Here is a 20,007-nt window from a genome sequence, read left to right as displayed (position 1 = left end):
GTGGTGCTGGCGGCGTCCCGCACCGGATGCATGATCCGGCACGGAGTGCCTAGGGGAGGGTAACGACAGTGGCGGCGTAGACGAGACCCGCCCCGAACCCGATGACGAGCGCGGTGTCGCCGCTCTTCGCCTCGCCGGTCGCCAGGAGCCGCTCCATAGCGAGCGGGATCGAGGCGGCCGAGGTGTTGCCGGTGGTGCGGATGTCACGGGCGACCGTGACATGCTCCGGCAGCTTGAGAGTCTTCACCATCGAGTCGATGATCCGCACATTGGCCTGGTGCGGGATGAAGACGTCCAGGTCGTCCGCAGTGAGTCCGGCGGCGTCCAGCGCCTCCTTGGCGACCTTCGCCATCTCGAACACGGCCCAGCGGAACACCGCCTGGCCCTCCTGCGTGATCGCCGGGAACTTGACGTTGCCCTGGCTGTCGAGCGGAAGCTCGGACACGTCGCCGATCCGGAAACGGTCCCACGGCACGGTCTGCTTGATGGTCTCGGACTTGTCGCCCTCGGAGCCCCAGACCGTCGGGCCGATCGCCGGCTCCTGCGAGGGGCCGACCACGACCGCGCCCGCGCCGTCGCCGAACAGGAAGGCGGTGGCCCGGTCCTCCAGGTCGGTGAGGTCGCTGAGCCGCTCCACGCCGATCACGAGCACGTACTCGGCGGAACCTTCCACCACCATGCCCTTGGCGAGCGTCAGGCCGTAGCCGAAGCCCGCGCAGCCGGCGGAGATGTCGAAGGCGGCCGCCTTGTTCGTGCCGAGCTTGTCGGCGATCTCGGTGGCTACGGCCGGGGTCTGGCTGAAGTGCGAGACGGTCGAGACGACCACGGCGCCGATCTGCTCGGCGGAGATACCCGCATCGGCGATCGCCTTGCCGGAGGCCTCGATCGACATCGCGGCCACGGTCTCGTCCGGGCCCGCCCAGTGCCGGGTCTCGATGCCCGAGCGCGACCGGATCCACTCGTCGGAGGAGTCGATCGTCTCGAGGATCACCTCGTTCGGCACCACGCGGGTCGGGCGGTAGCCGCCGACACCGAGGATGCGCGCGTACGGGGCACCCTTGCTGGGCTTGATCTTCGACATCGCAGTGGGCTCCTAACTCAGCTGTGCTCGGCGATGAGCTCGCGGGCCGCGTCGAGGTCGTCGGGGGTCTTCAGGGCCAGCGTCTGCACGCCGGGCAGGGCGCGCTTGGCGAGGCCGGTCAGGGTGCCGCCGGGGCACACCTCCAGGAGGGCGGTGACGCCGAGCTCCTTGAAGGTCTCCATGCACAGGTCCCAGCGGACCGGGTTGGCGACCTGGCCGACCAGGCGCTCCACGATCTCGGCGCCGGACGCGACGCTCTGCCCGTCCTTGTTCGAGACGTAGGTGAACTTCGGGTCGAGCGGGGCGAGTTCCCCGGCGGCCTCGGCCAGCTTCTCGACGGCCGGGCCCATGTGGTGCGTGTGGAAGGCGCCGGCGACCTTGAGGGCGACGACCTTGCGGACGCCCTCGGGCTTGTCCTCGCTGAGTGCCGCGAGCTGCTCCAGGGTGCCCGCCGCGACGATCTGGCCCGCGCCGTTGATGTTCGCCGGGGTCAGACCGAGCTTCTCCAGGTGCGCGACGGAGACCTCCGGGTCGCCGCCGAGCAGCGCCGACATGCCGGTCTCGGTGATCGCGGCGGCCTCGGCCATCGCGAGCCCGCGCCTGCGCACCAGGGTCAGCGCGGCGGTGTCGTCCAGGACGCCCGCGAAGGCGGCGGCGGTGATCTCACCGACGCTGTGCCCGGCGACCGCACCTGGGGCGATGTTCGCCATGTCACCGAGTGCCGCACCGGAGACGAGTCCGGCGGCTACGAGCAGCGGCTGGGCGATCGCGGTGTCCCGGATCTCGTCCGCGTCGGCGTCCGTGCCGTAGTGCACCAGGTCGAGACCGATGGCGTCCGACCAGGCACGCAGACGGCCCTCGACACCGGGAAGGTCGAGCCAGGGGGTCAGGAAGCCAGGGGTCTGGGCGCCCTGGCCGGGAGCGACGAGTACGAGCACTCTCACACTCTCTCTTGGGGACGGCCACGGCCGCCCGTGGGGACAGGGACGAAGAACACGAGGGGGTTTTGTGGACCCTCGACAAAATCCTATGGCTGGAGATCTCCATCGACCAGACGCCCCAGGATCAGCGCGATCCGCAGTGTGAAGGCGGATCGTACATCGGACGGCGACCATCCGGTGACGTCAGTCACACGTCGGAGCCGGTAGCGCACGGTGTTCGGGTGAACGAAGAGCATCCGGGCCGCGCCTTCCAGGCTGCTCGCCTGTTCCAGATAGACGCTCAGCGTTTCCAGCAGCGCCGAACCGGCTTCTTCCAGTGGTCTGTAGATCTCCTCCACCAACTGCTCGCGCGCGCTCGGATCGCCCGCGATGGCGCGCTCCGGAAGGAGATCGTCCGCCAGCACCGGCCGCGGCGCGTCCTGCCAGGCGGAACAGGCCTTGAGCCCCGCGGCGGCGGCCTGCGCGGACCGCGTGGCGGCCAGCAGATCCGGCACCACCGGCCCCGCGACGACCGGTCCCGCGGCGTACGGCCCGATCAGCGACTTGGCCACGGCCAGCGGATTGTCGTTGCCGCCCGCGATGACGACGAGCCGGTCCCCGAGCACCCCGGTCAGCACCTGGAGCTTGGCGTGCCGGGAGGCCCGCCGGATCGCCTCGACGGTCAGCTCGCTGTCCCCCTCGGGCGCGGTCCCGAGCACCACGCACACATGGTCGGGCGAGTTCCACCCCAGGGCCGCGGCCCTGCTCACCGCGCCCTCGTCGGCCTCTCCGCTCAGCACGGCATTGACCACCAGCGACTCCAGCCGGGCGTCCCAGGCACCGCGTGCCTCGGCGGCCTGGGCGTACACCTGGGCGGTGGCGAAGGCGATCTCCCGGGCGTACACGAGCAGCGCCTCGCGCAGCACGCCCTCGTCGCCCGGCGCCGCGACCTCGTCGATCGCGCTCTCCATGACCTCGATGGTGGTGCGCACCATCTCCACGGTCTGCCGCAGGGTGATCGCCCGGGTCAGCTCCCGCGGCGCGGTCCCGAACACGTCCGTCGAGATCGCCTGCGGGGCGTCCGGGTGCCGGAACCACTCGGTGAACGCCGCGATACCCGCCTGGGCGACGAGCCCGATCCAGGAGCGGTTCTCCGGGGGCATGGCCCGGTACCACGACAGGGTCTCGTCCATGCGTGCGATGGCCTGGGCGGCGAGGCTGCCGGACGACTTCTCCAGCCGCTTCAGGGTCGCGGAGTGCGGGTGGACCTGACGAGCCGAGGGGTCGGACTTGCGCATTACGGGTTCGGGCACGGGGACAAGACTGCCTTATCCGGACGGGAGCGTGCGCCGCCGGGTGCCGACTGCGGTCTACCGTGGTTCCGTGATGGACGTACGGCGCGCGGCGCAGCGCTACCCGGGAGGCGACCCGGCGACCGGGATCGAGTCGTCGCACGCCTTCTCCTTCGGCCCGCACTACGACCCCGACAACCTGCGCTTCGGGGCGGTCATCGCCTGCAACGAGGAGCACCTGCCCCCCGGCGCCGGCTTCGACGAGCACCCGCACAGCCACACCGAGATCGTGACGTGGGTGGTCGAGGGCGAGCTCACGCACCGCGACTCGGCGGGCAACGAGACGGTGGTCCGGCACGGGGACGTACAGCGCCTGAGTTCGGCGGGGGGCGTGCGCCACGTGGAGCGCAACGACGGCGAACTGCCCCTCACCTTCGTCCAGATGTGGCTGGCCCCGGTACGTCCCGGCGGCGAGCCGTCGTACGAGATCGTCCGCGGCATCGCCGACTCGACCCCGTACGCGGTCCCGGAGGCCGCCGCGATGCTGCACGTCCGCCGCCTGACGGCGGGGGAGCGGACGGCGGTGCCGGACGGGGCGTATGTGTACGTCCACGTGGTGCGGGGGGAAGTGCGGGTCGGTGGGGAGGCGTTGGGGCCGGGAGACTCCGTACGGATCGCTGACGCGAAGGACCTGGACGCGTCGGGGATCACGGAGGCGGAGTTGTTGCTGTGGGAAATGGCGGGGTAACGACGGTCGTTGTCCGGCCGCGGGCCGGTGGGGGTTGCTCGCGCAGTTCCCCGCGCCCCTGACGGGGCGCTTCACGGCTACTCAGCTGCGGGCAGGCGTGCCGCAGGGCGGCACGGGTGGGCGCAGCGGCACCCTGCCAGCGCCGGTAAGCGTCCCCACCCCCCGGCCCCAGCCCCCTCAGCCGCGCAGCTCCGTCAGGACCGCGTCCGTGAACGTCGGCCACGCCTCGACCGCCCAGGGCCCGAACGCCCTGTCCGTCAGCGCGACACACGCCAGCCCCGCGTCCGGGTCCACCCACAGGAACGTCCCCGCCTGCCCGAAGTGCCCGAACGTCCGCGGCGAGGACGAGGAACCCGTCCAGTGCGGAGCCTTGCCGTCCCGGATCTCGAAGCCCAGCCCCCAGTCGTTCGGGTTCTGGTGCCCGTACCCCGGCAGCACCCCCTTCGTCCCCGGGTACTGGACGGTCAGCGTCGCCTCCGCCACCGTCCGCGGATCCAGCACCCTCGGCGCCTGCAACTCCGCCGCGAAGCGCAGCAGGTCCGACACCGACGACACGCCGTCCTTCGCCGGCGAGCCCTCCAGCGACGTCGCCGTCATGCCCAGCGGCTCCAGCACCGCCTGCCGGGCGTACTCGGCGAACGGCATCTCCGTCGCCTTGGCGACATGGTCCCCGAGCACCTCGAACCCGGCGTTGGAGTACAGCCGCCGCTCCCCGGGCGGCGCCGTCACCCGGTGCTCGTCGAAGGCCAGCCCCGAGGTGTGCGCGAGCAGATGCCGTACGGTCGCCCCCTCCGGCCCCGCCGGTTCGTCGAGTTCGACCGCCCCCTCCTCGTACGCGACGAGCACCGCGTACGCTGCGAGCGGCTTGGTGACGGAGGCCAGCGGGAAGCGGTGCCCGACCGGCCCGTGCGCACCGAGGACCGTCCCGTCGGCGCGTACGGCACCCGCCGCGGCGGTGGGGACGGGCCAGTTCTCGATCGACGCGAGGCTGTTCAAGGACATGCCCACGACCCTAAGCGGCTCAGAGCACCAGGGTCATCGTGGGGTCCGGCTTGTGGACGAAGCCCAGCGCGGCGTAGAGGGGCTCGGCCTCGGCGGACGCCGTCAGCATCACCTGGCCCGCACCCCGCTCACGGAACCACGCCAGCAGCTCCTCCATGCACGCGCGCGCGTACCCGCGCCGCCGGGCGTCCGGGTCGGTGGCCACGCTGAAGACGTACCCGGAGCGGCCGTGCGGGTTGTGCGCCTTCCCGATCCGGTAGTCGACGGTCCCGGCGGCCAGCGCGGCCAGCGTCCCCGGCCGGTCCGGATGGTCGACGACGAACGCGGCGAAGTCCCCGTCCGGCGCGCCCAGCCTCCGCGCCAGTTCCGGCCGCGCCTGGGCGTGCCATTCTGTGGAGCCGTCCCCACCGGGCAGCGCGTCGATCATCACCTGGCGCAGACGCAGCACTTCCGTCGCGTCCTCGGCCGTGGCACGGCGTACGAGACTCATGCGCCGCACGCTAGCCACCGCCCACCCTGCCCGTCGCGCGTATTTCTTACCGGGTTCCGCTTGCTTCGAGTGCACTCCAAGGTCATAGCGTTGGCGCATGACGGTGATGCAGACCACGACCGCGGCCCCCACCGAGCAGCCCGACCGCACACCCGCCGACGTCTGTTCCGCCCCACCCCGGCGGCATCCGCGTCCGGAGGGCCAGGACCGCTACACGATCAGCGAGGTCGTCGCCTTCACCGGCCTGACGGCCCACACCCTGCGCTGGTACGAGCGGATCGGCCTGATGTCCCACATCGACCGCTCCCACACCGGCCAGCGCCGCTACAGCAACCGCGACCTGGACTGGCTGGACTTCGTGACCAAGCTCCGCCTGACGGGCATGCCGGTGGCGGACATGGTGCGCTACGCGGAACTGGTACGAGAGGGCGAGACGACGTACCCCGAGCGCCGCGAGCTGCTGGAGCAGACGAGGAGAGACGTCGTGTCGAGGATCGCCGAACTGCACGACACCCTGTCGGTGCTGGACCGAAAGATCAGTTTCTACGAGACGGGCGGCAGCTGAAAACGCCCCTCACAATAGGCGCCCCGTAAGGGGCGCGGGGCTGTATTTAATGTGCGGCTGCCGCCGCGTGGGCGCGACCAGCCCCCACGCACCCGCACCCGAAAGAACCGCTAAAGCTCCGCCAACAACTCCGCCTTCTTCGCGGCGAACTCCTCATTGGTGACCAGTCCCGCCCGATGCAGCTCCCCCAGATGCCGGATCCGCTCGGCGATGTCGGCGGGATCCCGCCGCCCCGCCGGCGCCGGCACCGCAGCGGCCCCCTTGGCCCGGACCGCCTCCAGGACCGCCGCCGCGAACGGCAGTGACTCGTGCACCGGGCCGTATCCCAGCCCGAACACCACCGTCGCCGGATCCTGGTCCGCCGGGACCGTCGGCGTCGCCCCCGCGAGGTCGCGCCGCAGCAGTCGCAGATGCCCCTCGAAGACCTCCGGCGACCGCCACTCCACCCCCGACAGGTCGGCGATCGCGAAGCTCTGGTCGCCGGCCTTCCACTTCGCCGTGGAGGCGCCCGTCCACGACCACCGGAAGTGCACGGCGCTGCCGTCGAACGTCGCCTTCCCGTCGTAGGCCTTGAACTGCCGGGGACCCTCGGGCGCGGCGACGAGAAACCTTTCCGCCGGGCCGGACGCGGTGAGCAGCGGGCGCAGTTCGTCGGCGTAGTACTCGGCGAGGGTCGCCCGCTCGGCCGGGAGCACCAGCCGGTACGGGTCGCTGCCGTCCTTCAGCTGCCCGGCCGCCGCCTCGATGAGCGGGTCGGCACCGGGGCGCGGTTCGGCCCTCAGCACGACCGTGCCCCGCTTCCCCGGCGTGAGCGTCACGCCCTCCAGCGCGGCGAGCGGCACCCGGCGTTCACCCAGACTCTGGAACAGCTTGGGTGTTCGAATCCCCCGTTCGTAGCGGATGAGCACGGAGTCGGACTCGAACTCCCAGGCGGCATGAAATCCGGCCAGTACGTCACCCATGCGGCTCATCGTATGCGGCACGTGCTTCCCAGTCCCATCCCCGCGCATACCGCACTTCCTGCTGTCTCTACGCGCGTCCGGCCATCAACGTGCCGGACAAACCCGCCCGGCACCCGTCATCGTCGTGGGCGCAGGTCACCGCGCCGTATGCGCCGACCCCGACGTCCGCGAGGTTGCGCAGGCTGTCCGTGCCCGGCTCGAAGTAACCGGCGTGTCCCTGGGCGTCGCGCGCCGACAGCACCCGGGCGCCGAAGGCGGAGGAGACGGGGTCGGCGCCGTGGCCGAGTCCGCCGAGCTCCAGATAGGGGACGTCCTGGATCCAGTCCGAGGCGTCCCGCATCGCCCACACCCGGGCCGAGGTGCCCAGGTGGGAGGCGTTCTCGACGCGCATCCCGGGGCTCGCGGCCACCGCTATGTCGGCCACCCGGTCCGGCATGGCGTGCGCGGCCACCCCGCAGACCACCGAGCCGTAGCTGTGGCAGAACATCGACACCGGCGCGTCGCCGGGCAGCGCGCGCAGCAGCGCGTTGAGGCGTACGGCGCCCTGCTCGGCGGCCATCCCGGTCGCCGCGCCCACGCCGAGGCCGTCGGGCGCGGTGTAGTCGGCCCAGGCGATCACCGCCGTGCGGGTCGTGGGGCTCGCCGTGCGCTCCGCCCGGTACAGCGCCCTGGCCATGCCGACCGGCGCGGTGTACTGGCGGTACGTCTTCTGGAAGGTGAGCAGGTCGGTGTCGACGCCGGGGACGACGACGGAGATCCGCTCGGCCCTGTCGAGGTCGCCGAACAACTCCGCGACCCGGCCGCTGCCGTCCGGATCGAAGGCGAGGATCTGCCGACCCTTCGCCAGCAGCGCCTCGTAGCGGTGCATACGACGGCCCGCGTCCTGTTGCCCGGCCGCGCTGAGCCGTGGGTCGTGCATGCGTTTCTTCTCGACGACGCGCTGCTGGTCGAGGGCGATGTCGTTGGCGCGGTAGCGCAGTTCGACCGGCGCGCCGTTCATGTTGCCCACGGCGAGCGGGTAGCGGTGCACGAGCCGGTCGCGCTCCTGCGTGGTGAGCGACGCGAAGAACCGGGTGAGGAGCGCGGGCGACGCCTCCGGGTCCGGCAGGTGCAGGCCGTGCACGCTGCCGTGCTCCCACTTGGCGAGGGAGGCCTGCAGCGCGGTGGTCTCGCGGTGTGCGCGCAGGGCGGTCCAGCCGGTGGTCGCGAGCATCACGAACACGACGGCCAGGGCAAGCAGCATGCGCCAGACGTTGAGAGGCGGGGAGGTGTCGAAGGAAGTCACTGGGAGGACACACTAGGAGAACGAAGGGGTCTCGCGGTAACGGAGTGACAGTTATCACGTTTCGGCAAACGTGAGGCCTGTCTCAGGCCCGTGTGGACGGAGATACGGACGGGTTCAGCCCGCGCGCCAGTTCCCGGCGAGTGCCGGTCCCACCTGATCGAGGTACGACGCGGTGAGTTCGCGCATGGCCGTGACGCTGAAGTCCTCGCCGACCGACCAGTGCCGCTCGGTGACCCGGATGACCGCGCCGAACACGGCGACCACGAGCCGGGGCCGGGGGTCGGTGTCCGGGTCGAGGCCCTCGCGCTCGGCGACGATCCGCGCGATCTCCTCCTCCGTCTCCGCCTGCCGCCGCAGATGGGCGGCGAACAGGGCGGGGGTCGCCTCGATCATCTTGTACGTGCGCAGGAACAGCTCGACCGGGACGTACCGCTCGATGGCCTCCTCGATGGTGTCCCAGCTGTCCATGACGGACCGGCGCAGCGCCTCCAGCGGGGTCTCCTCGGGCGGGCGCCGGCGCACCGCCTCGACGTAGTGCGCCTCGGTGAGCCGCGGCACGAAGAAGGCCACGTCCTCCTTGCTGGCGAAGTAGCGGAAGAAGGTGCGCTGCGAGACGTCGACGGACTCGGCGATCTCGTCGACTGTGGTGTGCTCGTAGCCCCGGGTCGCGAACAGTTCGAGCGCGGAGCGCAGCAGCGCGTCCCGGGTGCGTTGCTTCTTGCGTTCGCGCAGCGTTTCCATGCCTGACAGTTACTGACTAGTGAATTTGTTTGTCAACTGTCAGTGGCTGTCACTAGCCTCGCACACATGACTAGTCAGACCACGATCGACACGACGGGGTCGGGGGACAGGGCGCCGGCGGCACTGCCGGAGCAGCCGTCGGCCACCGGCCTGCGCGGCCACCCCTGGCTCACCCTGATAACCGTCGCCGTCGGGGTCATGATGGTCGCCCTCGACGGCACCATCGTGGCCATCGCCAACCCCGCGATCCAGAAGGACCTCGGCGCCACCTTCGCCCAGGTGCAGTGGATCACCAACGGCTACTTCCTGTCCCTCGCGGTCTCCCTGATCACCGCGGGCAAGCTCGGCGACCGCTTCGGCCACCGGCAGACCTTCCTGATCGGCGTCGTCGGCTTCGCCGCCGCCTCCGGGGCCATCGGCCTCTCCGACAGCATCGGCCTGGTCGTCACCTTCCGCGTCTTCCAGGGTCTGTTCGGCGCGCTGCTGATGCCGGCCGCGCTCGGCCTGCTGCGGGCCACCTTCCCGGCCGAGAAGCTCAACATGGCGATCGGCATCTGGGGCATGGTCATCGGCGCCTCCACCGCGGGCGGCCCGATCCTCGGCGGTGTGCTGGTGCAGCACGTCAGCTGGCAGTCGGTGTTCTTCATCAACGTGCCGGTCGGCCTGAGCGCCCTCGCCCTCGGCGTGCTGATCCTGCGCGACCACCGCGCCGACAACGCCCCCCGCTCCTTCGACCTGCCCGGCATCGGCCTGCTCTCCGGCGCGATGTTCTGCCTGGTCTGGGCGCTCATCAAGGCGCCGAGCTGGGGCTGGGGCGACGGCAGGACCTGGACCTTCATCGCCGCGTCGGTCCTCGGCTTCGCCCTCTTCTCCTTCTGGGAGACGAAGGTCAAGGAGCCGCTCATCCCGCTGGGCCTGTTCCGCTCCGTCCCGCTCTCGGCGGGCGTCGTGCTCATGGTCCTGATGGCCATCGCCTTCATGGGCGGCCTGTTCTTCGTGACGTTCTACCTCCAGAACGTGCACGGCATGGACCCGGTCGACGCCGGTCTCCACCTCCTCCCGCTCACCGGCATGATGATCGTCGGCTCCCCGCTGGCCGGCGCCGCGATCACCAAGCTCGGCCCGCGCATCCCGCTGGCCGGCGGCATGGCGGCGACCACGATCGCCATGTACGGCATGTCCACGCTGAAGGCGGACACCGGCAGCGCGCTCATGTCCCTCTGGTTCGCCCTGCTCGGCCTCGGCCTCGCCCCGGTCATGGTCGGCGCCACGGAGGTCATCGTCGGCAACGCCCCGATGGAGCTCTCCGGGGTCGCCGGCGGTCTCCAGCAGGCCGCGATGCAGATCGGCGGCAGCCTCGGTACGGCCGTCCTCGGCGCCGTGATGGCCTCCAAGGTCGACGGCGACCTGGCGGGCAACTGGGCCGCCGCGGGGCTGCCGAAGCTGACCGACGCGCAGCTGGCGCAGGCCTCGGAAGCCGTCCAGGTCGGTGTCGCACCGGTCGCCAAGGGGACGCCCGCGGAGATCGCCGCGAAGATCACCGACGTCGCCCACGACACGTTCATCTCCGGCATGAGCCTCGCCTCGCTCGTCGCGGCGGGTGTGGCGGCGGTGGCGATCCTGGTCGCGCTGCTCACCAAGCGCGGCGAGAACGCGGAGGGCGGCGCGGGCGTGGGCCACATCTGATGCCGAATCAGGCGGAGTTCACCTATCAGGGTGACTCCGCTAAAGATTCCTCGCCCTCGGCACGCGCCGCAGGTCACAGTGGGTGACGTCCTCCGCAGGGCATATCCGGAGGGCTTGTCCAGGCTGCGGCGCGCTGCTGGAGGGGGGCAGCGCGCCCGGCTGCGGGCCGGTGGGGGCTGGTCGCGCCCACGCGGCGGAGCCGCATATTGATGCAGCCCCGCGCCCCTTACAGGGCGCGTCCTAGCTGCGGGCAGTCGTGCCTCCCCCAGAGCCCTAAAAGCCTGGGGGGACCCCCAGGCGGCACGGGTGGGCGCAGCGGCACCCGGCAAGCGCCGGTGAGCGTACCCCGCCCCCCGCTGCCACCCCCTCGCGCAGGGCGGCGACCTCGGCCCGGAGCGCCCGCACTTCCTCGGTCAGCATCCCGATCGCCTCCGTCTGCCGCCGCTCCTCCACGTCGTCCTTCTCGAACCGTGCGATGAACCACGTCGCGATGTTCGCCGTCACCACACCCAGCAGGGCGATCCCGGAGAGCATCAGGCCCACCGCGATCATCCGGCCCAGTCCCGTCGTCGGCGCGTGGTCCCCGTACCCCACCGTCGTCATCGTCGTGAACGACCACCACAGCGCGTCACCCAGTGTCCGGATGTTCCCGTTCGGCGAGTCGCGTTCCACCGACAGCACGGCCAGCGAACCGAACATCAGCAGCCCGACCACCGCGCCCACGACATACGTCGTCAGCCGGATCTGCGAGGCCATCCGCGCCCGCCGCCCCACCAGCATCAGCGTCGCGACGAGCCGCAGCAGCCGCAGCGGCTGGAGTATCGGCAGCACCACCGCGCACAGGTCTATCCAGTGCGTCCGCACGAACTCCCGGCGGCGGGGCGCGAGAGCCAGCCGTATGAGGTAGTCCACGGCGAAGGAACCCCACACCACCCACTCCGCCACCGTGCACACGGAGGTGAGGACGTGCCCGGCCGAACGGTCCACGATCGGCAGGGCGTAGGCGACGGCGAAGGCCACCGCGAGTGCCAGCAACGGCCGTTGACTGACCTGCTCCCAACGGGCCTGTGCCGACTGTCGTTCCATGTGGGCATCGTAGGCATCATCGGCGCCCCGAAAGCGCCCCGTAGGGGCGCTGGGGGTACCCCCGGCCGGAGGCTGGGGGAGGAACTGCGCGACCGGCCCCCACCGGGCCCGCAGCTCCCCACCACCTGCCCGGCCGAAGCCGAGCGCAGCGGTTACGCGTCGCCGCCCGCCACGCCCGGGTGCGCCGCCGAGACGTCCAGCAGCTGGTAGCGGTCGATGGCCTGCTTGAGCACCGAGCGGTCGAGCTTGCCCTCACGGGCCAGTTCGGTCAGCACCGCGACCACGATCGACTGCGCGTCGATGTGGAAGAAGCGCCGCGCCGCGCCCCGCGTGTCGGCGAAGCCGAACCCGTCGGCGCCCAGCGACTGGTACGTGCCCGGCACCCAGCGCGCGATCTGGTCCGGCACCGAGCGCATCCAGTCGGACACCGCCACGAACGGACCCTCGGCGCCGCTCAGCTTCTGCGTCACCCACGGCGTCCGCTGCTCCTCCTCCGGATGCAGCAGGTTGTGCTGCTCGCAGGCCACGGCCTCGCGCCGCAGCTCGTTCCAGGAGGTGGCGGACCAGACGTCGGCCTTGACGTTCCAGTCCGCGGCGAGGATCTTCTGGGCCTCGATCGCCCAGGGGACCGCCACGCCCGACGCCATGATCTGCGCGGCGACCGTGCCCGCCGTGCCCGCGCTGATCCGGTGGACGCCCTTGAGGATGCCCTCGACGTCCACGTCGGCCGGCTCGGCCGGGTGCTGGATCGGCTCGTTGTAGACGGTCAGGTAGTAGAAGACGTCCTCGCCGTGCGGGTGCTCCGCGTCGCCGCCGTACATGCGGCGCAGGCCGTCCTGGACGATGTGCGCGATCTCGTACGCGTACGCCGGGTCGTAGGCGACGCAGGCCGGGTTCGTCGAGGCCAGCAGCTGGGAGTGGCCGTCGGCGTGCTGGAGGCCCTCGCCGGTCAGGGTGGTACGGCCGGCGGTGGCGCCCAGGACGAAACCGCGCGACAGCTGGTCGGCCATCTGCCAGAACTGGTCGCCGGTGCGCTGGAAGCCGAACATCGAGTAGAAGACGTAGACCGGGATGAGCGGCTCGCCGTGCGTCGCGTAGGCGGAGCCGGCCGCGATGAGCGAGGCCGTGCAGCCCGCCTCCGAGATGCCGTCGTGCAGCATCTGGCCGGTCGGGGACTCCTTGTAGGCGAGGAGGAGGTCGCGGTCGACGGCCTCGTACTGCTGGCCGAGCGGGTTGTAGATCTTCGCACTCGGGAAGAACGAGTCCATGCCGAAGGTGCGGTACTCGTCCGGCGCGATCAGCACGAAGCGGCGGCCGAGCTCCTTGTCCCGCATGAGGTCCTTGAGGAGGCGGACGAAGGCCATCGTGGTCGCGATCGACTGCTGACCCGTGCCCTTCTTCACGGTCGCGTACGTCTTGTCGTCCGGCAGTGCGAGCGGCTTGGAGCGCACGACGCGGGTCGGGACGTAACCGCCGAGGCCCTTGCGGCGGTCGTGCATGTACTGGATCTCCTCCGAGTTCCGGCCCGGGTGGTAGTACGGCGGCAGGCCGGACTCCAGCTCCTTGTCGGAGATCGGCAGGTGCAGACGGTCCCGGAAGCCCTTGAGGTCGGCGACCGTCAGCTTCTTCATCTGGTGCGTGGCGTTGCGGCCCTCGAAGTTCGGGCCCAGCGTCCAGCCCTTGATCGTCTTGGCCAGGATGACCGTCGGCTGGCCCCGGTGCTCGGTGGCCGCCTTGAACGCCGCGTAGATCTTGCGGTGGTCGTGTCCGCCGCGGCCCAGGTGCAGGATCTGGTCGTCGGTCATGTGCTCGACCATGGCGCGCAGCCGCTGGTCGTCGCCGAAGAAGTGGTCGCGGATGTACCCGCCGGACTCGGTGGCGTAGGTCTGGAACTGACCGTCGGGGGTCGTGTTCATCCTGTTGACCAGGACGCCGTCGCGGTCCTGGGCGAGCAGCGGGTCCCAGGTGCGGTCCCAGACCAGCTTGATCACGTTCCAGCCGGCGCCCCGGAAGACGGACTCCAGCTCCTGGATGATCTTGCCGTTGCCGCGCACCGGGCCGTCGAGCCGCTGGAGGTTGCAGTTGACGACGAAGGTCAGGTTGTCCAGACCCTCGCGGGCGGCGATGGACAGCTGGCCGAGCGACTCCGGCTCGTCCATCTCGCCGTCGCCGAGGAACGCCCAGACGTGCGACTTGGCGGTGTCGGCGATCCCGCGCGCGTGCATGTAGCGGTTCATCCGCGCCTGGTAGATCGCGCCGATCGGGCCGAGGCCCATCGACACCGTCGGGAACTCCCAGAAGTCCGGCATCGAGCGCGGGTGCGGGTAGCTGGAGAGGCCGTCCGGGTACTTCGACTTCTCCTGGCGGAAGCCGTCCAGCTGGGCCTCGCTGAGCCGGTCGAGCAGGAACGCGCGCGCGTAGATGCCGGGGGAGGCGTGGCCCTGGAAGAAGACCTGGTCGCCGCCGTGGCCGTCGTCCTTGCCGTGGAAGAAGTGGTTGAAGCCCACGTCGTAGAGGGACGCCGAGGACGCGAAGGTGGCGATGTGGCCGCCGACGCCGATGCCCGGGCGCTGGGCGCGGGAGACCATCACCGCGGCGTTCCAGCGGGTCGCGTTCAGGACCTTGCGCTCGATCTCCTCGTTGCCCGGGAAGAACGGCTCGGCCCGGGTCGGGATCGTGTTGACGTAGTCCGTGCTGCGCATCTCGGGCACCGCCACGCGCCGCTCGCGGGCGCGCTCGATCAGGCGGAGCATCAGATAGCGGGCCCGTTCCCGGCCGCGCTCGTCCACCGCGGCGTCGAGCGAGTCGAGCCACTCCTGGGTTTCCTCGGGATCGAAGTCAGGAACCTGACTCGGAAGGCCGCCAATGATGATCGGGTTGCGATCGGATCCGGAAGCCACGCTGTTCCTTACCTGTCAGAGGGCCACTGATTCCCTGTTTTTTTTCCGCTTTTCTCGGTTTTCCTGCGCTTGGCCTGCGCCGCTGTCCATCGTCCACCCCGGGGCAGCGCACGTCATCTCTACCGTGAGGTAACTCGGGACCGGCCAAAACGCAACGATACGCCCAGGGTGTGACGCGCTTGGCAAACTCGTTCGACGCTCGCATGTGAAGATGATTGCGATAGGTGCATAGCGGGCAAAAGGGAGTGGTGTGTGTCACAGGCGTCCGCGATACGGTGCCGGGAGTTGCGGCGACACGGTCGGGATCGTCACCGTTTCGGCGGTCTGAACGGCCGGGTACTTGCGCGATCCGTCCCGCCCGTGTGGACTACGGCCAATGCTTCGCGCACGCGCGTGGCTGAGTTCATCACCAAGACATGATCAGGAGGCAACCCGTGAGCGCGACCGCGGACCACGCGGAGGAGCGGACCACCCCTGCCGTCAGGCTGGGGTTCCAGCCAGACCAGGTGGTCCAGGAGATCGGCTTCGACGACGACGTCGACCAGGAGCTCCGCGAGTCCATCGAAGAGACCATCGGCAGCGAGCTGATGGACGAGGACTACGACGACGTGGCCGACGCCGTGGTGCTCTGGTTCCGCGAGGATGACGGCGACCTGACGGACGCGCTGGTCGACGCCCTCAGCTACCTCGAAGAGGGTGGCGCGATCCTGCTGCTGACACCGAAGACCGGCCGCGACGGCTACATCGAGCCGAGCGACATCGGTGACGCGGTGACCACCGCCGGCCTCTCGCAGACCAAGAGCGTCAGCGTGGGCAAGGACTGGAACGGCAGCCGGCTGAACACGCCGAAGGGCGCCGCCAAGAAGCGCTGAGCCCCCGTCGACCGAGCCTCGCCGGCGGACGGACCTGCCCGGGTCCGTCCGCCGGTCCGCAGTGATCGCCGTTTTCGCCGCATAGGGTGTCCTCACCCGAACAGCCCCTGACGATGGGATGCAGGACGATGGCGATCCAGGTCGGCGACAAGGCACCCGACTTCGAGCTCAAGGACAACCACGGCCGGACCGTGAAGCTGTCCGACTTCCGCGGCGAGAAGAACGTGGTGCTGCTCTTCTACCCGTTCGCCTTCACGGGGGTGTGCACCGGCGAGCTGTGCGAGCTGCGCGACAACCTGCCGAAGTTCGAGGACCGCGACACCCAGCTGCTGGCCGTCTCCAACGACTCCATCCACACCCTGCGCGTCTTCGCCGAGCAGGAGGGCCTGGAGTACCCGCTGCTGAGCGACTTCTGGCCGCACGGCGAGACCTCGCGCGCCTACGGCGTCTTCGACGAGGCCAAGGGCTGCGCCGTCCGCGGCACCTTCGTCATCGACAAGGAGGGCGTCGTGCGGTGGACCGTGGTCAACGCACTGCCCGACGCCCGGGACCTCGACGAGTACGTGACGGCGCTCGACGCCCTGTAAACCCCCGCCTTCAAACCCCCGCCTTCGGATCCCCTAGGGGGAGATCCGGCCGACACCCCGTGATTCTTCGGGGTCCAGGGCCTGCGTGCGGCGGGAACCCGTCACTAGGATCGAGTCGTTGATCCGGTATCCGAAGCACGACGGGGGCTCCCGGCCCCTGGACCACACATGGGAGGACTCGTGGGAGTCAGCCTCAGCAAGGGCGGCAACGTATCGCTGACGAAGGAGGCCCCCGGCCTGACCGCGGTCCTCGTCGGTCTGGGCTGGGACGTCCGGACCACCACCGGCACCGACTTCGACCTGGACGCCAGCGCACTGCTGCTGAACACGGCGGGCAAGGTCGCCAGCGACCAGAACTTCGTCTTCTTCAACAACCTCAAGAGCCCCGAGGGCTCGGTGGAGCACACCGGCGACAACCTCACCGGTGAGGGCGAGGGCGACGACGAGGTGATCAAGGTCAACCTGGCCACGGTCCCCGCCGACGTCGACAAGATCGTGTTCCCGGTGTCGATCTACGACGCCGACAACCGCCAGCAGTCCTTCGGCCAGGTCCGCAACGCGTTCATCCGCGTGGTCAACCAGGCCGGCGGCGCCGAGATCGCCCGCTACGACCTGTCCGAGGACGCCTCGACCGAGACCGCGATGGTCTTCGGCGAGCTGTACCGCAACGGCGCGGAGTGGAAGTTCCGCGCCATCGGCCAGGGCTACGCCTCCGGCCTGCGCGGCATCGCCCAGGACTTCGGCGTCAACGTCTGAGCCGTGCGAACGCCCCGGGGCGTTCGAAAGTCCGCACTGTCCGGCGTCGCACCGTTTACGGTCGGCGCCGGACGCGCAGGACAACCGGAGAACCACCGCTAGGGGAGGACCAGCACATGGGCGTCACGCTCGCCAAGGGGGGCAATGTCTCCCTCTCGAAGGCCGCACCGAACCTCACCAACGTCATGATCGGACTCGGCTGGGACGCCCGCTCCACCACCGGCGCCCCCTTCGACCTGGACGCCAGCGCCCTGCTGTGCCAGGGCGGGCGGGTCCTCGGCGACGAGTGGTTCGTCTTCTACAACCAGCTCAAGAGCCCGGAAGGCTCCGTGGAGCACACCGGTGACAACCTCACCGGTGAGGGCGAGGGCGACGACGAATCGATTCTGGTCGACCTGCCCAAGGTGCCGGCCAACTGCGACAAGATCGTGTTCCCGGTCTCGATCCACATGGCCGACGAGCGCGGCCAGACCTTCGGCCAGGTCTCCAACGCCTTCATCCGGGTCGTCAACCAGGCCGACGGCCAGGAACTCGCCCGCTACGACCTGTCCGAGGACGCCTCCACCGAGACCGCCATGATCTTCGGCGAGCTCTACCGCTACCAGAACGAGTGGAAGTTCCGGGCCGTCGGCCAGGGCTACGCGTCCGGGCTGCGCGGCATCGCACTCGACTTCGGCGTGAACGTCTCATAGGACCTTTACAGCCGGATGTGGGGGCCGCCCGGGCCGCAGGACACCGACGCCCTCTACACTTCGTGGTCAACAGTAGGTAAAGCCGGGTACGGCGCGAGCGAGACCCGTACACACACGATTGGGTAGCCAGTGCTTCTGAAAACCTTCGGCTGGTCGTTCGCGATCACCGCGCTCGGCCTGGTCGCCGCGGTCTTCTACGGGGGCTGGGAGGCCTTCGGCATCGTGGCCATCCTCGCCGTCCTCGAAATCTCCCTGTCGTTCGACAACGCGGTCGTCAACGCCGGAATCCTGAAGAAGATGAACGCCTTCTGGCAGAAGATCTTCCTCACGGTGGGCGTGCTCATCGCGGTCTTCGGCATGCGGCTGGTCTTCCCCGTCGTCATCGTCGCGGTCACCGCCAAGATGGGCCCCATCGAGGCCGTCGACCTCGCGCTCAACAACAAGGACCGCTACCAGGAACTGGTCACCGACGCCCACCCGGCGATCGCGGCCTTCGGTGGCATGTTCCTGCTGATGATCTTCCTCGACTTCATCTTCGAGGACCGGGACATCCAGTGGCTGCGCTGGATCGAGCGCCCCCTCGCCAAGCTCGGCAAGGTCGACATGCTGGCGGTCTGCATCGCCCTGATCGTCCTGCTGATCACCTCCTTCACCTTCGCCACCCACGCCCACCAGCACGGCGGCGGCCACACCGACAAGGCGCAGACGGTCCTGATCGCCGGCATCGCCGGCCTCATCACCTACATGATCGTCGGCGGCCTCTCCGGCTTCTTCGAGGACCGCCTCGAAGCCGAGGAGGAACGCGAGCACGAGGAGGAGGAAGAGGCCGAACGCACCGGCAAGAAGAAATCCCCGGTCCTGCTGGCCGGCCAGGCCGCGTTCTTCATGTTCCTCTACCTGGAGGTCCTGGACGCGTCGTTCTCCTTCGACGGCGTGATCGGCGCCTTCGCCATCACCAACGACATCGTCCTCATGGCCCTCGGCCTCGGCATCGGCGCGATGTACGTCCGCTCGCTCACCGTGTACCTGGTCCGGCAGGGCACCCTGGACGACTACGTCTACCTGGAGCACGGCGCCCACTACGCGATCGGCGCGCTGGCCGTGATCCTCATGGTCACCATCCAGTACCAGATCAACGAGGTCATCACCGGCCTGGTCGGCGTCGTCCTGATCGGCTGGTCGTTCTGGTCCTCCGTCCGCCGCAACCAGCGGCTGGAGGCGGCCGAGGGAAAAGCGGGATCGGACGAGAAGGCTGAAGTCTCGTCCGGAGTCTGACCGACCGAAAAGAAGGGTGTGACACCCTTCTGCACGAGGAACGCTCTGTTCAGGGCGGCCGACCCGGTCGGCCGCCCTGGGCCTTTCCGGCGGATCGGGCCGCAGGAAAGCGACGGTTCTGACCGGCGCCGGTGAGCGGGGTGTGGTGCGTGCAGCTGCAAGGCGGAGGAGGGAGTCGACGCGGAGCGTCGGCGACCGACGACAACGCGGCAGATGTGCGTGCCACACCCCGCGTCTGCGGCACGATGCGCCGGAAAGGCCTCAGACGTTGACCGGAGTCTGTGGGGGCGGGAATGGGTTTCTTCGACGGGCTGCTGGGCGGGCGGGCGGCCGAGTTCGACTCTGGCAGCGCCGCGTCCAACTCCATCGAGCTCACCAGGCGGCACCAGCAGGTGTCCCTCACCAAGCAGGGCGCGGCCACCGGCAACCTGCGGGTCAACCTCACCTGGCGGATGCGCACGTCCGACTTCGACGGCGAACAGCGCACGAGCCTGCTGCGGCACCCCTTCAAGGCGCTCAAGCCGCCGGAGGTGATGGGACACGGGCAGAGCATGGTCAACGTCGACCTCGACCTCGGTGCGCTGTACGAGCTGGCCGACGGGACGAAGGGGGTCGTCCAGCCGCTCGGCGGCCTCCTCGGGGACGTGAACGCACCGCCGTACGTCAAGCTCAGCGGCGACGACCGGTTCGGGTCGGCGTCCGGCGAGACGATGTACGTCAACCTGGACCACCGGGACGAGATCAAGCGGCTGCTGGTGTTCGTGTACATCTACGACCAGACGCCGGCGTTCGACCGCACCCACGCGATCGTCACGCTGTACCCGAGCAACGGGCCGCGCATCGAGATAGGCCTCGACGAACGGCACCCGCAGGCCCGGTCCTGCGCGGTCGTGATGATCGAGAACGTGAAGGGCGAGCTGGTCGTCCGGCGTGAGGTGAAGTTCGTGTACGGCTTCCAGGGGGAGCTGGACCGGCTGTACGGGTGGGGGCTGCAGTGGGGGCGGGGTTACAAGACGAAGGTGGAGAAGTAGTTCGCCCCCCAAGAACCCCCAAGAACCCCCAAGAAC

At 69.9% G+C, this 20,007-nt stretch carries 19 protein-coding genes; 9 read left to right on the top strand and 10 right to left on the bottom strand.

Going from position 1 to position 20,007, the window contains the following annotated elements; all coding sequences use genetic code 11:
- Positions 1–49: 49 nt before the first annotated feature.
- The 3 genes from ABZ887_RS30830 to ABZ887_RS30820 form a co-directional block, all read right to left on the bottom strand.
- Complete coding sequence (locus ABZ887_RS30830) at positions 50–1,081, bottom strand: ketoacyl-ACP synthase III (protein ID WP_361296189.1); 1,032 nt, start codon at positions 1,079–1,081, stop codon at positions 50–52.
- A 17-nt stretch (positions 1,082–1,098) separates the two neighbouring features.
- Positions 1,099–2,019, bottom strand: a complete 921-nt coding sequence (locus ABZ887_RS30825; RefSeq protein WP_361296186.1) for an ACP S-malonyltransferase — start codon at positions 2,017–2,019, stop codon at positions 1,099–1,101.
- 89 nt (positions 2,020–2,108) lie between these two features.
- On the bottom strand, positions 2,109–3,299 hold the full coding sequence (locus ABZ887_RS30820; protein ID WP_361296345.1) for a helix-turn-helix domain-containing protein: 1,191 nt from the start codon (positions 3,297–3,299) through the stop codon (positions 2,109–2,111).
- An 88-nt stretch (positions 3,300–3,387) separates the two neighbouring features.
- On the opposite strand from ABZ887_RS30820, the gene ABZ887_RS30815 reads away from it, so the two are divergent.
- Entirely contained in the window at positions 3,388–4,041 is a 654-nt protein-coding gene (locus ABZ887_RS30815) for a pirin family protein (protein ID WP_361296342.1), read from the top strand.
- Between the two features lie 177 nt (positions 4,042–4,218).
- On the opposite strand, the gene ABZ887_RS30810 is transcribed toward ABZ887_RS30815, so the two are convergent.
- Positions 4,219–5,043 carry a serine hydrolase domain-containing protein gene (locus ABZ887_RS30810; protein WP_361296183.1) on the bottom strand — a complete coding sequence of 275 codons (825 nt, stop codon included), beginning with the start codon at positions 5,041–5,043 and terminating at the stop codon, positions 4,219–4,221.
- 19 nt (positions 5,044–5,062) lie between these two features.
- Positions 5,063–5,533 carry a GNAT family N-acetyltransferase gene (locus tag ABZ887_RS30805; protein ID WP_361296180.1) on the bottom strand — a complete coding sequence of 157 codons (471 nt, stop codon included), beginning with the start codon at positions 5,531–5,533 and terminating at the stop codon, positions 5,063–5,065.
- Between the two features lie 97 nt (positions 5,534–5,630).
- Here ABZ887_RS30805 and ABZ887_RS30800 point away from each other — a divergent pair, with 97 nt between their 5' ends.
- The gene (locus tag ABZ887_RS30800; protein WP_361296177.1) at positions 5,631–6,098 is read left to right on the top strand and encodes a MerR family transcriptional regulator; all 468 of its coding nucleotides are present in this window, start codon (positions 5,631–5,633) and stop codon (positions 6,096–6,098) included.
- A 110-nt stretch (positions 6,099–6,208) separates the two neighbouring features.
- On the opposite strand, the gene ABZ887_RS30795 is transcribed toward ABZ887_RS30800, so the two are convergent.
- From ABZ887_RS30795 to ABZ887_RS30785, 3 genes are all read right to left on the bottom strand, one after another.
- The gene (locus ABZ887_RS30795) at positions 6,209–7,060 is read right to left on the bottom strand and encodes a DUF4429 domain-containing protein (RefSeq protein WP_361296174.1); all 852 of its coding nucleotides are present in this window, start codon (positions 7,058–7,060) and stop codon (positions 6,209–6,211) included.
- A 67-nt stretch (positions 7,061–7,127) separates the two neighbouring features.
- The gene (locus ABZ887_RS30790) at positions 7,128–8,345 is read right to left on the bottom strand and encodes an alpha/beta hydrolase (RefSeq protein ID WP_361296171.1); all 1,218 of its coding nucleotides are present in this window, start codon (positions 8,343–8,345) and stop codon (positions 7,128–7,130) included.
- 114 nt (positions 8,346–8,459) lie between these two features.
- Positions 8,460–9,086: a TetR family transcriptional regulator gene (locus ABZ887_RS30785; protein ID WP_361296168.1), complete on the bottom strand. Its 627-nt coding sequence runs from the start codon at positions 9,084–9,086 to the stop codon at positions 8,460–8,462.
- Between the two features lie 66 nt (positions 9,087–9,152).
- Here ABZ887_RS30785 and ABZ887_RS30780 point away from each other — a divergent pair, with 66 nt between their 5' ends.
- Positions 9,153–10,772, top strand: a complete 1,620-nt coding sequence (locus ABZ887_RS30780) for an MFS transporter (RefSeq protein ID WP_361296165.1) — start codon at positions 9,153–9,155, stop codon at positions 10,770–10,772.
- 273 nt (positions 10,773–11,045) lie between these two features.
- Here ABZ887_RS30780 and ABZ887_RS30775 read toward each other — a convergent pair whose 3' ends face one another.
- Both ABZ887_RS30775 and aceE read right to left on the bottom strand, forming a co-directional pair.
- Complete coding sequence (locus tag ABZ887_RS30775; RefSeq protein WP_361296162.1) at positions 11,046–11,858, bottom strand: potassium channel family protein; 813 nt, start codon at positions 11,856–11,858, stop codon at positions 11,046–11,048.
- Between the two features lie 152 nt (positions 11,859–12,010).
- A complete protein-coding gene (aceE, locus tag ABZ887_RS30770) occupies positions 12,011–14,758 on the bottom strand; it encodes a pyruvate dehydrogenase (acetyl-transferring), homodimeric type (RefSeq protein ID WP_361296159.1) in 2,748 nt (915 codons plus the stop codon).
- Between the two features lie 434 nt (positions 14,759–15,192).
- Here aceE and ABZ887_RS30765 point away from each other — a divergent pair, with 434 nt between their 5' ends.
- From ABZ887_RS30765 to ABZ887_RS30740, 6 genes are all read left to right on the top strand, one after another.
- Positions 15,193–15,630, top strand: coding sequence for a DUF3052 domain-containing protein (locus ABZ887_RS30765; RefSeq protein WP_361296156.1), 438 nt, complete (start codon positions 15,193–15,195; stop codon positions 15,628–15,630).
- A 128-nt stretch (positions 15,631–15,758) separates the two neighbouring features.
- Entirely contained in the window at positions 15,759–16,217 is a 459-nt protein-coding gene (locus ABZ887_RS30760; protein ID WP_361296153.1) for a peroxiredoxin, read from the top strand.
- A 180-nt stretch (positions 16,218–16,397) separates the two neighbouring features.
- Complete coding sequence (locus tag ABZ887_RS30755; RefSeq protein WP_361296150.1) at positions 16,398–16,973, top strand: TerD family protein; 576 nt, start codon at positions 16,398–16,400, stop codon at positions 16,971–16,973.
- Between the two features lie 116 nt (positions 16,974–17,089).
- Positions 17,090–17,665 carry a TerD family protein gene (locus tag ABZ887_RS30750; protein ID WP_361296147.1) on the top strand — a complete coding sequence of 192 codons (576 nt, stop codon included), beginning with the start codon at positions 17,090–17,092 and terminating at the stop codon, positions 17,663–17,665.
- Positions 17,666–17,794: 129 nt separating this feature from the next.
- Complete coding sequence (locus ABZ887_RS30745; protein ID WP_361296144.1) at positions 17,795–18,940, top strand: DUF475 domain-containing protein; 1,146 nt, start codon at positions 17,795–17,797, stop codon at positions 18,938–18,940.
- 293 nt (positions 18,941–19,233) lie between these two features.
- Positions 19,234–19,971 carry a Tellurium resistance gene (locus ABZ887_RS30740; RefSeq protein ID WP_361296141.1) on the top strand — a complete coding sequence of 246 codons (738 nt, stop codon included), beginning with the start codon at positions 19,234–19,236 and terminating at the stop codon, positions 19,969–19,971.
- Positions 19,972–20,007: the final 36 nt, after the last annotated feature.

This window comes from Streptomyces sp. NPDC047061 (genome assembly GCF_040643955.1).
In the GTDB taxonomy this organism is placed as follows: Bacteria; Actinomycetota; Actinomycetes; order Streptomycetales; family Streptomycetaceae; genus Streptomyces.
Note: the sequence above shows the minus strand (reverse complement) of the source record. Positions and strands in the feature narration are given on the sequence as shown.